General features: G+C 61.5%; 18 protein-coding genes. 8 read left to right on the top strand and 10 right to left on the bottom strand.

Features of this window, described 5'->3' with window-relative positions; genetic code table 11:
* Positions 1 to 65: 65 nt before the first annotated feature.
* A complete protein-coding gene (locus AC1965_RS05295; RefSeq protein WP_483886241.1) occupies positions 66 to 743 on the top strand; it encodes a hypothetical protein in 678 nt (225 codons plus the stop codon).
* 15 nt (positions 744 to 758) lie between these two features.
* On the opposite strand, the gene AC1965_RS05290 is transcribed toward AC1965_RS05295, so the two are convergent.
* From AC1965_RS05290 to pepT, 6 genes are all read right to left on the bottom strand, one after another.
* A complete protein-coding gene (locus AC1965_RS05290; protein ID WP_483886240.1) occupies positions 759 to 1,172 on the bottom strand; it encodes a c-type cytochrome in 414 nt (137 codons plus the stop codon).
* Between the two features lie 84 nt (positions 1,173 to 1,256).
* Positions 1,257 to 1,940 (bottom strand): ABC transporter ATP-binding protein, encoded by a 684-nt coding sequence (locus tag AC1965_RS05285; RefSeq protein ID WP_483886239.1) that lies wholly within the window; start codon positions 1,938 to 1,940, stop codon positions 1,257 to 1,259.
* Positions 1,933 to 3,228: a lipoprotein-releasing ABC transporter permease subunit gene (locus AC1965_RS05280; protein ID WP_483886238.1), complete on the bottom strand. Its 1,296-nt coding sequence runs from the start codon at positions 3,226 to 3,228 to the stop codon at positions 1,933 to 1,935. The genes AC1965_RS05285 and AC1965_RS05280 overlap by 8 nt, the downstream gene beginning before the upstream one ends.
* A 53-nt stretch (positions 3,229 to 3,281) precedes the next feature.
* Positions 3,282 to 3,785 carry a DUF2937 family protein gene (locus tag AC1965_RS05275; RefSeq protein WP_483886237.1) on the bottom strand — a complete coding sequence of 168 codons (504 nt, stop codon included), beginning with the start codon at positions 3,783 to 3,785 and terminating at the stop codon, positions 3,282 to 3,284.
* A gap of 8 nt (positions 3,786 to 3,793) precedes the next feature.
* Positions 3,794 to 5,134 (bottom strand): proline--tRNA ligase, encoded by a 1,341-nt coding sequence (proS, locus tag AC1965_RS05270; protein ID WP_483886236.1) that lies wholly within the window; start codon positions 5,132 to 5,134, stop codon positions 3,794 to 3,796.
* A 189-nt stretch (positions 5,135 to 5,323) separates the two neighbouring features.
* On the bottom strand, positions 5,324 to 6,565 hold the full coding sequence (pepT, locus tag AC1965_RS05265; protein ID WP_483886235.1) for a peptidase T: 1,242 nt from the start codon (positions 6,563 to 6,565) through the stop codon (positions 5,324 to 5,326).
* A 174-nt stretch (positions 6,566 to 6,739) separates the two neighbouring features.
* On the opposite strand from pepT, the gene AC1965_RS05260 reads away from it, so the two are divergent.
* From AC1965_RS05260 to AC1965_RS05235, 6 genes are all read left to right on the top strand, one after another.
* The gene (locus AC1965_RS05260) at positions 6,740 to 8,734 is read left to right on the top strand and encodes a CocE/NonD family hydrolase (protein ID WP_483886234.1); all 1,995 of its coding nucleotides are present in this window, start codon (positions 6,740 to 6,742) and stop codon (positions 8,732 to 8,734) included.
* A 119-nt stretch (positions 8,735 to 8,853) separates the two neighbouring features.
* Positions 8,854 to 10,458: an ABC transporter substrate-binding protein gene (locus tag AC1965_RS05255; protein WP_483886233.1), complete on the top strand. Its 1,605-nt coding sequence runs from the start codon at positions 8,854 to 8,856 to the stop codon at positions 10,456 to 10,458.
* Positions 10,459 to 10,473: 15 nt separating this feature from the next.
* A complete protein-coding gene (locus AC1965_RS05250; protein ID WP_483886232.1) occupies positions 10,474 to 11,493 on the top strand; it encodes an ABC transporter permease in 1,020 nt (339 codons plus the stop codon).
* A gap of 79 nt (positions 11,494 to 11,572) precedes the next feature.
* Positions 11,573 to 12,388, top strand: coding sequence for an ABC transporter permease (locus AC1965_RS05245; protein ID WP_483886231.1), 816 nt, complete (start codon positions 11,573 to 11,575; stop codon positions 12,386 to 12,388).
* The gene (locus AC1965_RS05240; RefSeq protein ID WP_483886230.1) at positions 12,385 to 14,034 is read left to right on the top strand and encodes an ABC transporter ATP-binding protein; all 1,650 of its coding nucleotides are present in this window, start codon (positions 12,385 to 12,387) and stop codon (positions 14,032 to 14,034) included. The genes AC1965_RS05245 and AC1965_RS05240 overlap by 4 nt, the downstream gene beginning before the upstream one ends.
* A 27-nt stretch (positions 14,035 to 14,061) precedes the next feature.
* On the top strand, positions 14,062 to 14,640 hold the full coding sequence (locus AC1965_RS05235) for a CatB-related O-acetyltransferase (RefSeq protein ID WP_483886229.1): 579 nt from the start codon (positions 14,062 to 14,064) through the stop codon (positions 14,638 to 14,640).
* A gap of 18 nt (positions 14,641 to 14,658) precedes the next feature.
* Here AC1965_RS05235 and AC1965_RS05230 read toward each other — a convergent pair whose 3' ends face one another.
* A complete protein-coding gene (locus tag AC1965_RS05230) occupies positions 14,659 to 15,309 on the bottom strand; it encodes a glutathione S-transferase family protein (protein ID WP_483886228.1) in 651 nt (216 codons plus the stop codon).
* A complete protein-coding gene (locus AC1965_RS05225; RefSeq protein WP_483886227.1) occupies positions 15,306 to 15,674 on the bottom strand; it encodes a DUF1428 domain-containing protein in 369 nt (122 codons plus the stop codon). The genes AC1965_RS05230 and AC1965_RS05225 overlap by 4 nt, the downstream gene beginning before the upstream one ends.
* Before the next feature lie 70 nt (positions 15,675 to 15,744).
* Here AC1965_RS05225 and AC1965_RS05220 point away from each other — a divergent pair, with 70 nt between their 5' ends.
* Positions 15,745 to 16,200 (top strand): MarR family winged helix-turn-helix transcriptional regulator, encoded by a 456-nt coding sequence (locus tag AC1965_RS05220; RefSeq protein ID WP_483886226.1) that lies wholly within the window; start codon positions 15,745 to 15,747, stop codon positions 16,198 to 16,200.
* 207 nt (positions 16,201 to 16,407) lie between these two features.
* Here the strand turns inward: AC1965_RS05220 and AC1965_RS05215 are convergent, their stop codons facing one another.
* Together AC1965_RS05215 and AC1965_RS05210 are read right to left on the bottom strand one after the other, a co-directional pair.
* Positions 16,408 to 16,671 carry a hypothetical protein gene (locus AC1965_RS05215; RefSeq protein WP_483886225.1) on the bottom strand — a complete coding sequence of 88 codons (264 nt, stop codon included), beginning with the start codon at positions 16,669 to 16,671 and terminating at the stop codon, positions 16,408 to 16,410.
* Entirely contained in the window at positions 16,658 to 16,906 is a 249-nt protein-coding gene (locus tag AC1965_RS05210) for a DUF1127 domain-containing protein (RefSeq protein WP_483886224.1), read from the bottom strand. The genes AC1965_RS05215 and AC1965_RS05210 overlap by 14 nt, the downstream gene beginning before the upstream one ends.
* Positions 16,907 to 16,911 lie beyond the last annotated feature (5 nt).

Raw genomic sequence — 16,911 nt, 5'->3', positions numbered from 1 at the left:
GCTTTGGTAACATCTGGCCGTTTTTACCCCTTGATCTGCGGCTTGCGGCGGTCCTAACTCTGCTCATGTTTCGCGCCCTCCTCCTCCTCGTTTTCCTTGCCGCCTGCGGTCGCCCGCTGACGGAGAATGAGCGCAGTTTCATGGCCACTATACACGGCGCCACATTGAACGCCGACAAGGTGCGCCTGATCGACGGCGCCCCCACCCGCGCCGTGACCTTCACCCGCAAACCGCGCCCCCGCACCACTTGCCGCGAGTTGATCCTGCCCCCCGCCACCGGCGAAACGGTCACCTCCAAACCTGCGGCGGTATCGCTTTGGAATCGTGTGCTTTTTGACCGTGACTGGTACTTGGATGACTACCTGCCCGACTACCCAGACCGCATTGGTCTGATCGCCGCGATGCTGCTGGCACATGAGGTCACGCACGTCTGGCAATGGCAGAACCGCGCCACCACAGGCTACTCCCCCCTGCGCGCCGCATCCGAACACGGCTGGGGCGATGACCCCTATCTTTTTGATATCGAAAAGCAGCCCCGTTTCCTTGCTTTCGCCTATGAACAACAAGGCTCGATTGTCGAGGAATTCGTCTGCTGCCGCGCCCTTGCACCTCAGGCGCCGCGCACCAAACGGCTGCACGCGCTGTTGCGTCAGGTCATGCCCGTCGCGCCCCTGCCCCAAAGCCCCCAATCCAACGTGGGACTGCCCTGGGACGGGGTCGAACTCAAAGGAATTTGCGGCTAGTTTTTGCCCGCCTGCTCAGCGCTGGATGCTTTCCATATAGGCCAGCAACCCGGCCAGAACGCGCGGCGTGGGCGTCATTACACCGTCCACCTCAATCGGCACCAGATCATCCGCCATGACCCCGCCAAATTGCGGCATGACGCGCGCCAGGTGCCCCTGCTGCGGGTCGCCGTAGATATAGCTCAGCGCGCGCGCGCGGGGGAAACTGCCACCGTTGCTGCGACTTAGCAGCGTGATATCCGCCGGGGCCGGTTTCAGCCCCGCCGCCACAGGTCCGTTGCCGCGCCCGGATGTGCCGTGGCATGATACGCAGTTATCCGCGAAAAATGCAGCGCCATCAGGGGCTTCGGGCATTGACGGCACGGTGCAGGCAACACCGATAACGCCCACCAGACCAAGAAGGACAAAAGGCAAACGGGGAATGGGCATAAAGGCTCCTGTGGTGGTGCGGGACGATCTGTCCCTCAGTCTTACCCCCGACATAACGGCGGGGCAAACAGCAAAGTGTCGCGCCTAGACCGGCGCCAGATGGCCAGCGTCCAGCCTGATCTGCCGGTCCATTCGGGCAGCAAGCTCCAGATTATGCGTGGCAATCACCGCCGACAATCCGGTGCCACGCACCAGTGCCATCAGCGCGCCAAACACCTGGTCCGACGTCGCGGGATCAAGGTTGCCCGTCGGCTCATCCGCCAGCAACAGACGCGGTTGGTTGGCCAGCGCCCGGCAGAACGCCACCCGCTGCTGTTCACCGCCCGACATCGCCGCAGGCCGATGGTCAGCCCGCTCCGCGATCCCCACTTCGGCCAGCAATTCCTGCCCCCGCGCCTCGGCAGCGCTGCGCGCCACACCATTGGCAAGCTGCGGCAGAACGATGTTTTCCAACGCCGTAAATTCGGGCAGAAGGTGGTGAAATTGATAGATAAATCCGACATCCGCCCGCCGGATCGCGGTGCGCCGCCGATCGCCCTGCCCGGTCATATCATCGCCCGCGATATGCACCTGACCCGCGTCCGGCGTATCCAGCAGCCCTGCGATATGCAGCAAGGTTGATTTGCCCGCGCCCGAAGGGGCCACCAGCGCCACCACCTCTCCCGGAGCCACGCTCAGGTCGATGCCACGCAGGACATGCACCTCGTTCGGCTTGCCCGGATTATAGGCTTTGGTAATGCCCGTCAGGCGCAACACTGGATCACTCATAGCGCAGGGCCTCCACGGGGTTCATGCGCGCCGCACGGCGGGCAGGAAAGATTGTAACAACAAAGGACAGCCCCAGCGACAGCGCCACCGCCGATAGCACATCACCCAATTGCAACTTGGCCGGCAAGAAATAGATCCCCCGGATCGAGGCGTCCCATGCGGTGCCACCGCTCAGGTAATTCACAAAGGCAAAGACGTAATCCACATAAAGCGCAAAGAGGCAGCCTAGGATCACCCCCATCGCAGTGCCGATGATGCCGGTAAATGCCCCACAGATGAAAAACACCCGCAGCACTGATCCCTCGGTCAGCCCCATGGTGCGCAGAATGCCAATGTCGCGGCCCTTGTTCTTGACCAGCATGATCAGCCCCGACACGATGTTCATCGCAGCGATCAACACCAGGACCGACAGGATCACGAACATCACCCGGTCTTCGATATCCAGCGCATTCAGGAACGACCCCGACGCGTCGCGCCATGTCCAGACCTGTCCCCGGTCGCCCGCAGCCTGCAGCAGCGCCCCCGCCATGGCATCCACGGATTCGGGGTCTTCAACCATGACCTCAAGCTCATCCGCGACCCCCTCCCGGTTAAAGAACGTCTGCGCTTCGGACAGCGGCAAATAGGCCCGTGTCCTGTCGATGTCATAGCGCCCGGCGGTAAAGATATAGACCACCTCATAGCCATTGACGCGCGGACTGGTGCCAAAAGCCGTCTTTACACCATTGGGCGATATCAGCTTGATCATGTCGCCCACGCCCACGCCCAACGTCTGCGCCACGCCGCTACCGATCGCGATACCCTCGTCAAACCGGGTGATGTCGCCCTGTGCCTGATCAGTATTGGCAACGCGCGGGATGGTCATCAGGTCGTCTGCCGCAATGCCAAACACCTCGACGCCTGCGTTGGATTGCCCTTTGTTCGCCATCACCTGTTGGCGCACCAGCGGTGCCACACGGGTGACGCCCGGCACGCGGGCCACCTCTGCCGCCATTTCTGTGTAATTGCTGATCGACCGGTCGATCTGCCCGTTCGGCGCGACCTCACCCAACGTATAGACCGTCACATGGGCGTTCGCGCCAAGGATCGTATCGACAAATTCCGCGCGAAACCCCGACCGGACAGACAGCGTCGCAATCAGCGCAAACACCGCCAGCGTGATCCCGATAAGGCTGATCCAGGTCATCACACTGACCCCGCCCTCCGCCCGGCGCGCGCGCAGGTATCGCCAGGCGATCATCCATTCAAATGCCGCAAATGGCACTGTGCGGTTGGGGGTTTTTGCCATGTCTAAGGCTCCGGTTAAAGGTGCGCGCAAACTGGGGCTTTGCCCCGACAGGGTCAAGCGCCCATTGCCCCGCGCTGCCGCCTGAACGGCCAGGCCAGCAGCCGCAGGATCAGCCCCACGCCCAGCAGCCCCGCCACAAATCCGAACCCGCCAAAAAGGGCGCCCGCAAAATTCAGCGGCAGCGCCGGCTGATATGCCGCCCAGGCCGCCTGCGCCACGTCCGTATCGCTGAGGTGTTGCAGGTGATAGGCTCGCATAAAGGGCCCCGCGCCTTCGATCTCGGCCAGATCACGCTTAAGGGTGGCATGGCGCACCATGGTACGCGTCATGTCGGAACGCCGCCGCTCAAGGAACTCAGACCCCCGCAACTGCGCCAGCGCATCGTCACGGCTTAGCCCCACGGCAGCGGCAGAGGCGTCAAAATCCGCCACCACCTCGGCCAATGCATCAACCGCACCGCCCAATCGCTGCACATATTGCTGCGAAAATTCGGGGAACTGCGACACCGCCGCAGCCCCTGCCAATCCGCCTGCCAATGTCAGCGCCCGCAAGATCATCGTGCCGCTCAGGCGATCCCGGCATAGATTTGCGCCAGACGTTCAACGGCCTGTTCCGGTGGCAATTCTTCGCTTTCGCCCGTGCGGCGGCTGGTCAGTTCAACCACACCGTTTTTCAACCCGCGCGGCCCCACGGTGATCCGCCATGGCAGACCAATCAGGTCCATCGTGGCAAATTTCATGCCCGCGCCCCCCTTGCGATCATCATAAAGCGGATCAAGCCCCAGCGCCTTGAGGCTGGCATAAAGCGCCTCACAGGCTGCATCGGCTTCTTCGTCACCCTGTTTCAGGTTCACGATACCGGCATGGAACGGCGTCACTCCTTCTGGCCAGATAATGCCATTGTCGTCATGGCTGGCCTCAATGATCGCGCCAAGCAGACGGCTGACGCCAATACCGTGGCTGCCCATATGCACGGCGGTGGGTTTGCCATCCGGCCCTTGCACCTTGGCCCCCATCGCATCGGAATACTTGGTACCGAAATAGAAAATCTGCCCCACTTCGATCCCCCGCGCCGTGCGCTGCCGTTCGGCCGGCACCTGCGCGAATAGGTCTTCGTCATGGGTTTCATCAGTGCGCGCATAACGCGATGTGAACTCATCCAGCACCGCGCGGCAGGCGTCGTGATCGGTCGGGTCAACCTCACGGTCGCCAAAAGTCAGATCGGTGATCTCACTGTCATAAAACACCTCCGATTCACCGGTCTCGGCCAGCACAAGGAACTCATGCGTATCATCGCCGCCAATCGGCCCGGAATCCGCCCGCATCGGAATCGCCTGAAGCCCCATCCGCTCATAGGTGCGCAGATAGCTGACCAGATGGCGGTTATAGGCGTGCAGCGCGTCTTCCTTGGTCAGGTCAAAGTTATAGCCGTCCTTCATCAGGAATTCGCGCCCCCGCATCACGCCGAAACGCGGGCGGATTTCATCGCGGAATTTCCACTGGATATGGTAAAGCGTCAGCGGCAGATCCTTGTACGATCCCACATGGCTGCGGAAAATATCCGTAATCATTTCCTCGTTGGTCGGGCCATACAGCATATCCCGGTCCTGCCGGTCGCGGATGCGCAGCATCTCGGGGCCATAGGCGTCATACCGCCCCGATTCCTTCCACAGATCCGCCGATTGCAGCGTCGGCATCAGCATCGGAATATGCCCCACGCGCTGCTGCTCTTCATGCACGATATTCTCGATCTTGCGCAGCACCTTGAACCCCAAGGGCAGCCAGGAATAGATCCCGGCGCTGGCCTGCTTGATCATCCCCGCCCGCAACATCAGCCGATGGCTGACAATCTGCGCCTCGGCAGGGTTTTCTTTCAGCACGGGCAGAAAATATTGGCTCAGACGCATGGTGTTTCCTCATTGACGAATTGCCCCCTGACTAGTGCAAAGCAAGCGTCGAGACAATCACCAACGCTGCCCCCATGGCGGCACCGCCGCCCATCGCTTTTCCGGGTCATAAATACCCTTGGGGGGAAGGGACGCGCAGCGGCACTGGGGGGCAAAGCCCCCCTGCCACCCCGCACCGCCCCCAAAACGTCAGCCCTTGGCCGCCCGCTGCGCCAGTTCAACCGCGACCCGCGTCGCCAGCGCCATGTCCTGCACCGAAATCCATTCCAACGGCCCGTGGATTTCCTGCATCCCGGTAAAGACATTTGGGCACGGCACCCCCATTTCCGTCAGGCGCGACCCATCCGTACCGCCCCGGATCGGCACCGACACAGGTTCCAGCCCCACGGCGGCCACCGCCCCGCGCACCAACTCCACCGGGGTCATGTCATTTTCCAGCCAATAGCGCATGTTGCGGTACTGCGGCTGAATGTCCACGCTGATCTGCGCCCGCGGTTCCCCCGCCGCCACTGCATCGCACACCTGACGCAACAAGGCACCCTTGGCCTCCAGCCCCTCACGCTCAAAATCCCGCAGGATCAGCTTGATCACCGCCTCAGATGACCCGCCATTCAGCTCTGACACATGGATAAATCCCTCCCGCCCTTCGGTGGTTTCCGGTGTCAGCGTCACATGCGGCAAGGTCATGACGATCTTGGCCGCCAGATGCAGCGCATTGACCATCTTGACCTTGGCAAAGCCCGGATGCGCCGACACGCCCACAACCTTCACCACCGCCCCATCAGCCGAAAACGTCTCAAACTCAATCTCGCCGGGCTTGCCGCCGTCAAAGGTATAGGCAAAATCACAGCCCAGATCGGCAGGCAGCCGCGCATCCACCCCGCGCCCGATCTCTTCATCGGGGGTAAAGGCCAGACGGATCTTGCCATGAGGGATATCCGGGTTCTCGATCAGATGCCGCGCGGCGGTCATGGCAATCGCCACGCCGGCCTTGTCATCGCCGCCCAACAGGGTGGTGCCGCTGGCAGTGATGATATCCTCGCCCATCTTTTCCCCCAGAAACGGGGAATTTTCCGGCGACAGTTTTAACTCAGGCGCATCAGCAAAGGTAATATCCCCGCCATTATACCGCCGATGCACCACCGGTTTCACCCCAACGGCGTTGAACTGCGGCGCAGTATCCACATGCGCCACCCAACCCATCACTGGCGCGCCCTCCACCGTGGCAGGCACCGTCGCCAACACCACTCCATAGTCGGTCAACTGCACGTCCTGCGCCCCCATGGCACGCAACTCCTCAACCAGCAGACGCGACATATCCAACTGAATCTCGGTGCTGGGTGATGTCGGGCTGTCTGCATCGCTCTGGCTGTCAATCGCCGCATACCGCAGCAAACGCTGTTCCAATTCATCATCAAAATCACTGCGCATCACCGGCTCCTTTTGCTGCTCCCAATCACACCCGCCGCGCGGCGGGTGTCAAGTCCGCCCGCCCCCGCTTTTTCGGGCCACAAATACCCTCAGGGGGTCCGGGGGATGGCGTCCCCCGGCGCGCGCACCACACACGCCGTTGACAATCCGCGCCGCGCCCCCGACCCTGCGCCCATGAACACCCCCCAAAATGCCCTCTTCGACATCACCGAAGACCCCGATCTTATTATCACCCTCTCCGATGGCTGCCGCCTTTCGGCGCGCGTCTGGCGGCCCGATCCCGCGCAGGCGGGCCCGGTCCCGGTGATCCTCGAATACCTGCCCTACCGCAAACGCGACGGCACCTGCGCGCGTGATGCGCTGACACACCCGTGGTTCGCCGAACGCGGCTACGCCTGCATCCGCGTCGACATGCGCGGCAATGGCGATAGCGAAGGGCTGATGGAGGACGAATACACCGCGCAGGAACAGGCCGATTGCGTCGAAATCATCAACTGGCTTGCGGCGCAGGACTGGTGCAATGGCCGCGTTGGCATGATGGGCATAAGCTGGGGCGGGTTTAACGGGCTACAGGTCGCGGCGCTGGCCCCTGAACCGCTCAAGGCTGTGATCACCCTGTGCTCTACCGTCGACCGCTATGCCGACGACATCCACTATAAGGGCGGCTGCCTGCTGAATGAAAACCTCGGCTGGGGGGCGACGATGTGGTCCTACTCCTCCCGCGCACCTGACCCCGCTTTACGCGACAACTGGCGCGACCTATGGCTGCAACGGCTGGAGAACGACCCCTTCCTGCCGACCCTCTGGCTGCGCCACCAATCCCGCGATGCCTATTGGCAGCACGGATCGGTGATCGAAGACTATAGCGCCATCAAGGCCAAGGTGCTGGCCATCGGCGGCTGGGGCGACAGCTATAAGAACGCGGTCCCGCAACTGGTCGAGGCCTTGCCGGGGGCCAAGGGAATCGTGGGGCCATGGGTCCACAAATACCCGCATTTCGCGGTGCCGGAACCGCGCATCGGTTTCCTGCAAGAGGCGCTGCGCTGGTGGGATCGGTGGCTCAAGGACATCGACACCGGGGTAGAGGACGATCCCGATTACCGCGCCTACCTGATGGACGGCGTGCGCCCCGCCACCTCGTACGCAGAACGCCCCGGCCGCTGGATCGCTGAACCCACAGGCGCCACCAGCCACCTGTCCTGCCAGATGCTACACCTCAGCGAACAGGGCCTGACAGATGCCGCGTCCCCCCTTACGCAAACCATCGCCTCTCCCGCCAGTTGCGGGGCCGAGGGCGGCGAATATTGTGCAATCTGGCTGGGGCCAGAGCAACCGGGCGATCAACGCGCCGACGATGCGCTGTCCGCCTGTTTCGACACCGGGCCACTGGCGCAGGATATGGATATTGTCGGCGCGCCCCGCCTCACCTTGACCCTCTGTGCCGACCGGCCACAGGCGCAGATCGCCGTGCGCCTGAACCATATCCACCCCGATGGCGCCAGCACCCGCATCACTTACGGCGTGCTGAACCTCAGCCACCGCCACAGCCACGCGGCCCCCTGCGACATGCCGCCGGACCAGCCACAGCAAATCACGCTGGACCTTGATCATATCGCCTACCGCCTGCCTGCGGGTCACCGCCTGCGGGTCGCGATCTCATCCGCCTATTGGCCACTGATCTGGCCCGCGCCCGATGCCGCCACGCTGACCCTTACCGCAGGCCAGATCGCCTTGCCGCAGCGGCCCACGACCGGCGCTGACGAATACCTGTTTGCGCCCCCGACCGCCGCCGCCCCCTGGAACGTCGAAGACCTGCGCGACCCCGCGCATGTGCGCCGCCGCGAGGTAGATATGAACAGCGGTGTCGTGTCTCTGATCATCGAAGACGACTTTGGCAAACAGCGCGATGCCGACCATGGCCTGATTGCCGGCTCTATCGCCCGCGAACGCTGGGACATTCACCCAGACGACCCGCTCAGCGCGCGCGGCACCTGCCACTGGAGCGACGAGATGCAGCGCGGTGATATCCGCCTGCGCACCGAGACGTTTTGCACCATGACCAGCGATGCCACGCATTTCCACCTGACCGCCCGGATCGAGGCCTATGAGAACGATGAGCTGATCCATGAACGCGACCTGATGGATAGCATTCCGCGACACTTCATGTAGAAAAACCGTCGGATCGTCGCAGGTATTACCTCTTGCGACAAAGAAAGAAATGCGCAAACTTGACTCATCAATCAATAAAACGCGCTCTAAGACGCAAAAATCATAACGGGAGATACCAGATGAACGACCAACTCAAGAATATGACAGCGGATGTTAGCAAGGGCCTGATGACGCGCCGCGAATTTGTCGGCCGCGCCGCCGCCCTTGGTGTGACCGCCGCCGTGGCGAATTCGATGCTGGCCAACACCGCCCGCGCCGACGCCCATGCCACGCCTGTGCGCGGTGGCACGATCAAGCTCGGCTCCTCGGGTGGCGAATCCACCAATACGATGGACCCGGCCCTGACCGCCTCCGAAGTGCCGCTGGCCAACATCCGCCATTGGGGCGAAACCCTGACCGAAGTGAACGCCGACGGGTCGCTGGAAAACTGGCTCGCCGAAAGCGTCGAAGCCTCGGCCGATGCCAAGACATGGACCTTCAAGATCCGCCAAGGCATCGAATTCTCCAACGGCAAGACGATGACAGCGGATGACGTGCTGAAAACCATGCAGCGCCACTCGAACGAAGACAGCCAATCGGGCGCCTTGGGCATCATGCGGGGCATCTCGGACATGAAAGTGGACGGCGACAACTTTGTGGTCGAACTTGAAACCGCCAACGCTGACCTTCCCTACCTGATGGCCGACTATCACCTGATGATCCAGCCCGACGGCGGCATGGACAATGCTGGTGCCGGCATCGGCACAGGCGCCTATACCATTGAATTCGACGAACCCGGCGTGCGCCACGGCTTCAAACGCCGCGACAACTACTGGAACGCCGACAAACGCGGCTTTGCCGAGTTTTCCGAGGTGCTGGTGTTGAACGACGCCACCGCCCGGACCGCTGCGCTGCAATCAGGCCAGGTCCATATGATCAACCGCGTTGACCCCAAGGTCGCGGGCCTGCTGGCACGCGCGCCCAACGTCAACGTCGAATCTGTCGCGGGCCGTGGCCATTACGTGTTCATCGCCCATATCGACAGCGCACCATTCGACAACAACGACCTGCGTCTGGCGCTGAAATATGCAATCAACCGCGAGGAAATGGTCGACAAGATCCTGCGCGGCTATGGCTCGGTCGGGAACGACATGCCGATCAACGAAAGCTATCCGCTCTTCGACGACAGCATCCCACAGCGCGAATATTCCGTCGACAAGGCCAAGGAGCATTACGCCGCGTCCGGTCACGACGGCAGCCCGATCATCCTGCGCGTGTCCGATGGTGCCTTCCCCGGTGCGGTCGATGCCGCATCGCTGTTCCAGGAAAGCGCCAAGGCCGCCGGTATCCCGCTGGAAATCAAGCGCGAGCCAAACGACGGCTACTGGTCCGAGGTCTGGAACGTCCAGCCCTTCTGTGCCTCCTACTGGGGTGGCCGTCCGGTGCAGGACCAGATGTATTCGACAGCCTACCTGTCGACGGCAGACTGGAACGACACCCGATGGAAACGCCCCGAATTCGACGACATGCTGCTGGCAGCGCGCGCCGAACTGGACGAGGCCAAGCGCAAGGAAATCTACTCCAAGATGGGACAGATGCTGCGCGAAGAAGGCGGGTTGATCCTGCCTATGTTCAACGACTTTATCTCGGGCGTGGCCACCAATGTCGGCGGCTGGGAAAAAGACCCTAACGGCGAAGTGATGAACAACAAAGCCAGCATCAAATGCTGGATTGCGGACGCGTAAGGGGCATCTGAACAGATGCACCCCATCGTCAAACTGCTTGCCCAGCGTCTCGCGCTGGGCTTGCTGCTCTTATTCGCAGCCTCAATATTGATCTTCGCGGGCACGTCGATCTTGCCCGGGGACGTTGCACAGTCCATCCTCGGACAATCGGCCACCCCCGAAGCGCTGGCCAATATGCGCCGCGAACTGGGGCTGAACGAACCGGCCCTCACCCGCTATTTCACATGGCTTGGCAACTTTGTGCAGGGCGATCTGGGCACCGCGCTGACCAATGGCCGCGACATCGCAGAAAGCCTAGGCGGACGGCTCAAGAATACGCTTTTCCTCGCCTTCTGGGCCGCAATCGTCGCTGTGCCACTGGCGATCACGCTAGGTCTGCTGGCCGTGCGCTACAAAGACCGCTGGCCGGACAAACTGATCTCGGCAATCACCCTTACCACGATCTCGATCCCGGAATTCATGATCGGCTACGTGCTGATCTTCCTGCTCGCCATCCAACTGCCGCTCCTAATCAACTCGATGGAATTTCTGGGTGACGGCACCCAAAGCTGGCTGCTGAGCAATCTGCGGTTTTCATCCGTCGCCCTGATGAACGACAGCATGACCCTGATCGAAAAGATCAAGTCGATCACGCTGCCGATCATCGTTCTGACGCTGGTTGTGCTCGCGCATATGATGCGCATGACCCGCGCGGCGATCCTGAACGTGATGCAATCGGCCTATATCGAAACCGCCGAACTCAAAGGGCTGGGGATGCTGAAAATCATCCGCAAACACGCCTTTCCCAATGCCATTGCGCCGATCGTCAACGTCGTCATGCTCAACCTCGCCTATCTCGTCGTCGGCGTTGTGGTGATCGAAGTCGTTTTTGCCTATCCCGGCATGGGGCAGTATCTGGTCGATCACGTGTCCAAGCGCGACGTGCCGGTGGTACAGGCCTGCGGTCTGATCTTTGCCGCGGTCTATATCGGTCTGAACCTGGTTGCCGATGTGGTTTCGATCCTTGCCAACCCACGGCTGAGGCACCCCAAATGAGGCCCGCGTATTCATCCGTGAAAATCGGCACCGCGTCGCCACACCCCTTGGAACCCCAAACATCGAAAGGGGTCGCACCATGAAAAACATTCCCATCTCCGCCCTCATCGGCCTGTTTTTCACCGGGTTGTTTTTCGTCATGGCCATTCTGGCCCCTGTCATTTCGCCCTACGGCATGTCCGAAATCGTCGGCGATGTCTGGGAGCCGTCCAGTTCCGAGTTCCTGCTGGGCACCGACAGCATCGGGCGCGATCTGCTGACGCGTCTGATCTATGGCGGGCGCACCACCATCTTCATCGCAACCATGGCCACGATCCTCAGCTTTGTCACCGGATCGGTGCTCGGCTTTTTCGCTGCCGTGTCTGGCGGCTGGGTCGATCAGGCGATCTCGCGCTTTGTTGATTTGATCATGTCGATCCCCTCGCTGATCTTTGCACTGGTGGTCCTGTCAGTCATGCCCACCACCATGCCGATCCTGATCCTTCTGATGGGCCTGCTCGATTCCACCCGCGTGTTCCGGCTGGCCCGTGCCGTTGCCGTCGACATCACGGTGATGGACTACGTCGAAGCCGCCCGCCTGCGCGGCGAAAAGATCGGCTGGATCATCTTTCGCGAAACCCTGCCCAACGCCCTGTCACCGCTGGTGGCCGAAATGGGCCTGCGGTTTATCTTTATGGTGCTGTTCATCTCGACCCTGTCATTCCTCGGCCTTGGCGTGCAGCCACCATTGGCCGATTGGGGCGGCATCGTGAAAGAGAACAAGGAAGGCATCAACTACGGCATACAGGCGGCGCTTTACCCGGCCTACGCCATCGCGACGCTGTGCATCTCGATCAATCTGGTGGCGGATTGGATTCTAAATCGCACCACATCGCTCAAGGGGGGCCGAGGATGACCGACATGCAAACCGAACCACTTCTCAAGGTGCGCAACCTGAAAATCGGGGCCACGATCTATCCCCCCGGCGAACGGCCCCGTGACATCGAAATCGTGCATGGCGTGGATTTTGATCTGGCGCCGGGCAAAGTGCTGGGCCTGATCGGTGAATCCGGCGCGGGCAAATCCACCATCGGCCTGTCCGCCATGGCCTACGGGCGCGGCGGGGTCGAGATCACCGGCGGCGAGGTCTGGGTCAATGGCCGCGACATCCTGAAATCCGGCCTGCGCGACGTGCGCCGTTTGCGCGGGGCCGAAGTGACCTATGTCAGCCAATCGGCTGCCGCCTCCTTCAACCCGGCGAAAAAGATCCTCGAACAGGTCACCGAAGCGGCAATTTACCAAAACAAGTTCTCAAAATCCGACGCCGAGGCCCGCGCCGTGGCGCTTTTTGACAAGCTGGGCCTGCCCAACCCCGAAACCATCGGTGACCGCTATCCGCATCAGGTCTCGGGGGGCCAGCTGCAACGCTGCATGACCGCCCTCGCGCTCTGCCCCGAACCCGATCTCGTGGTCTTTGACGAACCCACCACCGCGCTGGACGTGACCACCCAGATCGACGTGCTGGCCGCGATCAAGGACGCCATCCGCGACACGGGCGTGGCCGCTCTTTATATCACCCACGACCTTGCGGTCGTGGCACAGGTCTCTGATCACATCATGGTGCTGCAACAGGGCGCGATGGTCGAATACGGCACCACCGACCAGATCATCAACACCCCGCGCGAGGAATACACTCAGGCGCTGGTGTCGGTCCGATCCATCAAACACGAAGAAAAGCACCCGACGGACACCCCCCTGCTGCGCGTCGAGAACATCACCGCGCGCTACAAGGGCACCGATTTCGACGTATTGAAAGACATCAGCGTCGACCTGCACCCCGGTCAGACCCTCGCCATCGTCGGGGAAAGCGGATCGGGTAAATCCACACTGGCGCGCGTCATCACTGGGCTCTTGCCGCCCAGCGCGGGCCAGATCACCTTTGACGGGCGTATATTGTCGCCCGACCTTCCGACACGCGCGCTCGACGACCTGCGCGAATTGCAGATGATCTACCAGATGGCCGACACTGCGATGAACCCGCGCCAGACCGTCGGCACCATCATCGGCCGCCCGCTTGAATTCTACTTCGGCCTCAAGGGCCGCGCCAAACAGACCCGCATCCAAGAATTGCTTGACGAGATTGAACTCGGTGACGGCTTTCAGGACCGCTATCCGGCGGAACTGTCCGGCGGACAGAAACAGCGCGTCTGCATCGCCCGCGCCCTTGCAGCCAAACCCAAGCTGATCATCTGCGACGAGGTGACCTCGGCGCTTGATCCGCTGGTGGCCGATGGCATCCTGAAATTGCTGCTAAAGCTACAAAAGATCGAAGACGTGTCCTACCTTTTCATCACCCACGATCTGGCCACCGTGCGCGCCATCGCAGACAGTATCGCGGTGATGTTCCAGGGCAAGGTTGTGCGCTATGGTGGCAAGTCACAGGTGCTGTCCCCACCCTTCGACGACTACACCGACCTGTTGCTATCTTCCGTGCCCGAAATGAAACTTGGCTGGCTCGAAGAGGTCATCGCGCACCGCAAAATGGAAAGCGCCGGCAACTAACGCACCGCTACGTCAAAGGAAATTGCAGTGATCAAATATCTCGCGATGCAGCTTTTCAACCGCCGCAACGCCACCCGGATCAAAAGCACCGGGGTCTCTTTGCGTGGCCAGATCGGGCGCGGCGTTAAAATTCAGCGCGGCACCCATGTCGACAAACACAGCAGCATCGGAGGCTACAGCTATCTGGGCAACCACTGCTCGGTCACGGCGGCCAAGATCGGGCGCTACTGCTCCATCGGGGACAACGTCGTCATCGGACCGGGTGAACACAATATGGACGGCATCTCGACCTCGACGGAATTCAGCCAGTCCGCCTTTGCCGAGCTCACCCGTAAACCCTGCACCATCGGCAACGACGTCTGGATCGGCGCCCAAAGCTTGATCCTGCGCGGCGTGACCATCGGTGATGGCGCGGTTGTCGGCGCCAATTCTGTCGTCACCCGCGACGTCGCCCCGTTTGACGTCGTCGCAGGCAGCCCTGCCCGGGTCATCCGCAACCGCGTGACCCCCGAAGTGGCGACAGAAATACTCGCCAGCAAGTGGTGGGATCAGGACCGCGATGCCGCTGCACAGACCATCGCCGCCCTTACCCGCAAGTCTGTGTAGGGATCACCGCCTACGCCACTACGTCGGCGCATGTGCCGCAAATGTATCCAACTGCGCCTGCAACGCCGCCTGAAACGCCGGGCGCTCGGTGCCGCGTCTGACATATTCCTCCAGCACAGGAAACTTTGCCAGCACCGGATCATCGCCCATGTCCCGCAACACCGTGACCATGGCAATATCCGCAACACCAAAACGCCCGGTCAGCCATGTCTCGTTCCAGACATGCTGCGCCAGCGCCTCAAATCTGTCGCCCACGAGCTTCTCAAGCCACCTGCGCGCCCCCGGCACCCAGTCCGCGTCAGGGAAAAACTCCCCCGGCTGGACAAGGTGCAGCGTATAGACCTCGATCGTATTCAGGGCGGCAAAGACCCATGAATGTACCGCTGCCCGTTCCGCCGCCGTACGGGGGCGCAGCACGTCTGACGCCTCCGCGATATGCAGCAGGATCGCGCCCGTCTCGAACAGGCTGACCTCTCCGTCCCGACAGGCAGGCACCTGCCCAAAGGGCTGCCAGGCACGATAGGCAGCCTCCTTTGACCCGGCCATCGTCACAAGCGTGACCTCATACGGCAGCCCCGCCTCTTCCAGCGCCCAACGCGGCCGCAGGTCACGCACATAGCCCTGCGGCAGCGGCGGCACCCAGTCAAAAGCGCTGATCTGAAGCGTCACACCTTCGCCTTTGCGGTCTTATGGGTCAGCGGCTCGAACCCGCCCCAAATCATCCGTTGCCCATCAAAGGGCATATCGGTCATGTCCTTCATGCGCGGGTCTTCCATCATCGCGGCAAACCCTTTGTCGGCGGTTTCCTTGTCCGGCCACTCCATCCAGGAAAACACAACCGTCTCGTCGTCCTTCTTTTTCACGGCCATGGGAAACGACGTTACCTTGCCGTCAGGCACGTTCACCCCCCAGTTTTCATAATTCCCGAGGCAACCGAGCTCCTCGAAAATCTCCCAGGTTTTCTCGGCAATATCCTTGTACGCCGCTTTCTTTGCTGTGGGCACGGCCAGCAGGAACCCGACAAAATAAGACATCTCTCTCTCCCTTTTTTCAGAATCACTAACGTGAGGTTGACAATGCTTTAAGTTGATATCAACTTAAATTATGACCTCAGACAAAAAATTGCCATTTCCCGCCACCGTCGAAGTCCGCGATCGATGCCTTTGCCTGCATGTACAGCGTGCCGCGCGCATCCTTGCGCGCCGTTTTGACGATGTGCTGCGCCCCTTTGGCGTGAACAACGGACAGTTTTGCCTGCTGATGTCGCTGAACCGGCCGGGTCCGGGGCCACGGATCAGCGATCTGGTGCCGTTCCTCGGGATCGACCGCACCACACTGACCGCCGCGCTGAAACCGCTTGAGCGACGTGGCCTGGTTCACGCCGCTTCTGACGAACATGACGCCCGCGCAAAACGGCTGCGCTTGACCGAGGCAGGCCATAAGGTGCTGATCGACGCGCTGCCGGTCTGGCGGGCCACCCACGACGCCATTGATGCAGGTATTGCCCCGCTGGATCCACAAGACCTGCGCGTGGGGCTAAACGCCCTCGCCGGGCGCTAAAGCTCGGTTCTTAAAATGGAAGTTGAGGCCAGCAAGCTCGGGAGGAGGTGAGCTTGCCGGCCCAGTTTAACGGGTTCCGGGAGGAAGGACCGTTAAAATACGGCGTCAGATAAACGCTGGGAGGAGCGAGGTCCGACACCTGACAATGCCGCCCAGCAGGGGCAGGTCATTGATTTCGTACACCCTGCGAAAGGCAGGTCGGGCTGATCAAAGCCCGTCGTATTTGTAACCCACCAGAAACGCCGCGTGCTGCGGGATCTCGCAGCGCGTGGTGCCGGCCTGCGCCAGTTGCTCATCGCTCATTGCGTGCAGAACGGATTGCATCCGCGCCATTTGCATCCGGTACAGCGCCCGGGACAGACCACGGCCCACGGCCTTGGCACCACGACCCAGCGTCGCACCAACCGGGCCAAAAACGTCGCGAAGCTGTGGTAGGGACGCCGGCGTATTGAGTGTGTTAGTAAGCTTCATTGTTCTGATCCTTTGAATATTCGTCCATCGCGACGCGGTGGATCTCGGCGCGGCAGATACCAATATCTGCCAGCTCACGGTTGGAAAGCGCATTCAGTTCGCTGCTTGTGCGGCGATAGGCGGCGCGGCGGGCGCGGCGGTCTTTGCCAGTCGCCCACAGGGATGCGGCACTTTTGCGCATGCCATCAAATGAGGCAGCCAGCCAGTTGTTGCTCTGCGCAATGGTCATTGTCATTGATG

This window comes from Sulfitobacter sp. KMM 9851, assembly GCF_057178245.1.
Note: the sequence above shows the minus strand (reverse complement) of the source record. Positions and strands in the feature narration are given on the sequence as shown.

Bases quoted from the DNA above. Each gene is read 5' to 3' on its own strand.
- AC1965_RS05295 (WP_483886241.1), top strand. From the start codon at position 66: ATGTTTCGCGCCCTCCTCCTCCTCGTTTTCCTTGCCGCCTGCGGTCGC.
- AC1965_RS05290 (WP_483886240.1), bottom strand. From the start codon at position 1,172: ATGCCCATTCCCCGTTTGCCTTTTGTCCTTCTTGGTCTGGTGGGCGTT.
- AC1965_RS05285 (WP_483886239.1), bottom strand. From the start codon at position 1,940: ATGAGTGATCCAGTGTTGCGCCTGACGGGCATTACCAAAGCCTATAAT.
- AC1965_RS05280 (WP_483886238.1), bottom strand. From the start codon at position 3,228: ATGGCAAAAACCCCCAACCGCACAGTGCCATTTGCGGCATTTGAATGG.
- AC1965_RS05275 (WP_483886237.1), bottom strand. From the start codon at position 3,785: ATGATCTTGCGGGCGCTGACATTGGCAGGCGGATTGGCAGGGGCTGCG.
- proS (WP_483886236.1), bottom strand. From the start codon at position 5,134: ATGCGTCTGAGCCAATATTTTCTGCCCGTGCTGAAAGAAAACCCTGCC.
- pepT (WP_483886235.1), bottom strand. From the start codon at position 6,565: ATGCGCAGTGATTTTGATGATGAATTGGAACAGCGTTTGCTGCGGTAT.
- AC1965_RS05260 (WP_483886234.1), top strand. From the start codon at position 6,740: ATGAACACCCCCCAAAATGCCCTCTTCGACATCACCGAAGACCCCGAT.
- AC1965_RS05255 (WP_483886233.1), top strand. From the start codon at position 8,854: ATGAACGACCAACTCAAGAATATGACAGCGGATGTTAGCAAGGGCCTG.
- AC1965_RS05250 (WP_483886232.1), top strand. From the start codon at position 10,474: ATGCACCCCATCGTCAAACTGCTTGCCCAGCGTCTCGCGCTGGGCTTG.
- AC1965_RS05245 (WP_483886231.1), top strand. From the start codon at position 11,573: ATGAAAAACATTCCCATCTCCGCCCTCATCGGCCTGTTTTTCACCGGG.
- AC1965_RS05240 (WP_483886230.1), top strand. From the start codon at position 12,385: ATGACCGACATGCAAACCGAACCACTTCTCAAGGTGCGCAACCTGAAA.
- AC1965_RS05225 (WP_483886227.1), bottom strand. From the start codon at position 15,674: ATGTCTTATTTTGTCGGGTTCCTGCTGGCCGTGCCCACAGCAAAGAAA.
- AC1965_RS05220 (WP_483886226.1), top strand. From the start codon at position 15,745: ATGACCTCAGACAAAAAATTGCCATTTCCCGCCACCGTCGAAGTCCGC.
- AC1965_RS05215 (WP_483886225.1), bottom strand. From the start codon at position 16,671: ATGAAGCTTACTAACACACTCAATACGCCGGCGTCCCTACCACAGCTT.
- AC1965_RS05210 (WP_483886224.1), bottom strand. From the start codon at position 16,906: ATGACAATGACCATTGCGCAGAGCAACAACTGGCTGGCTGCCTCATTT.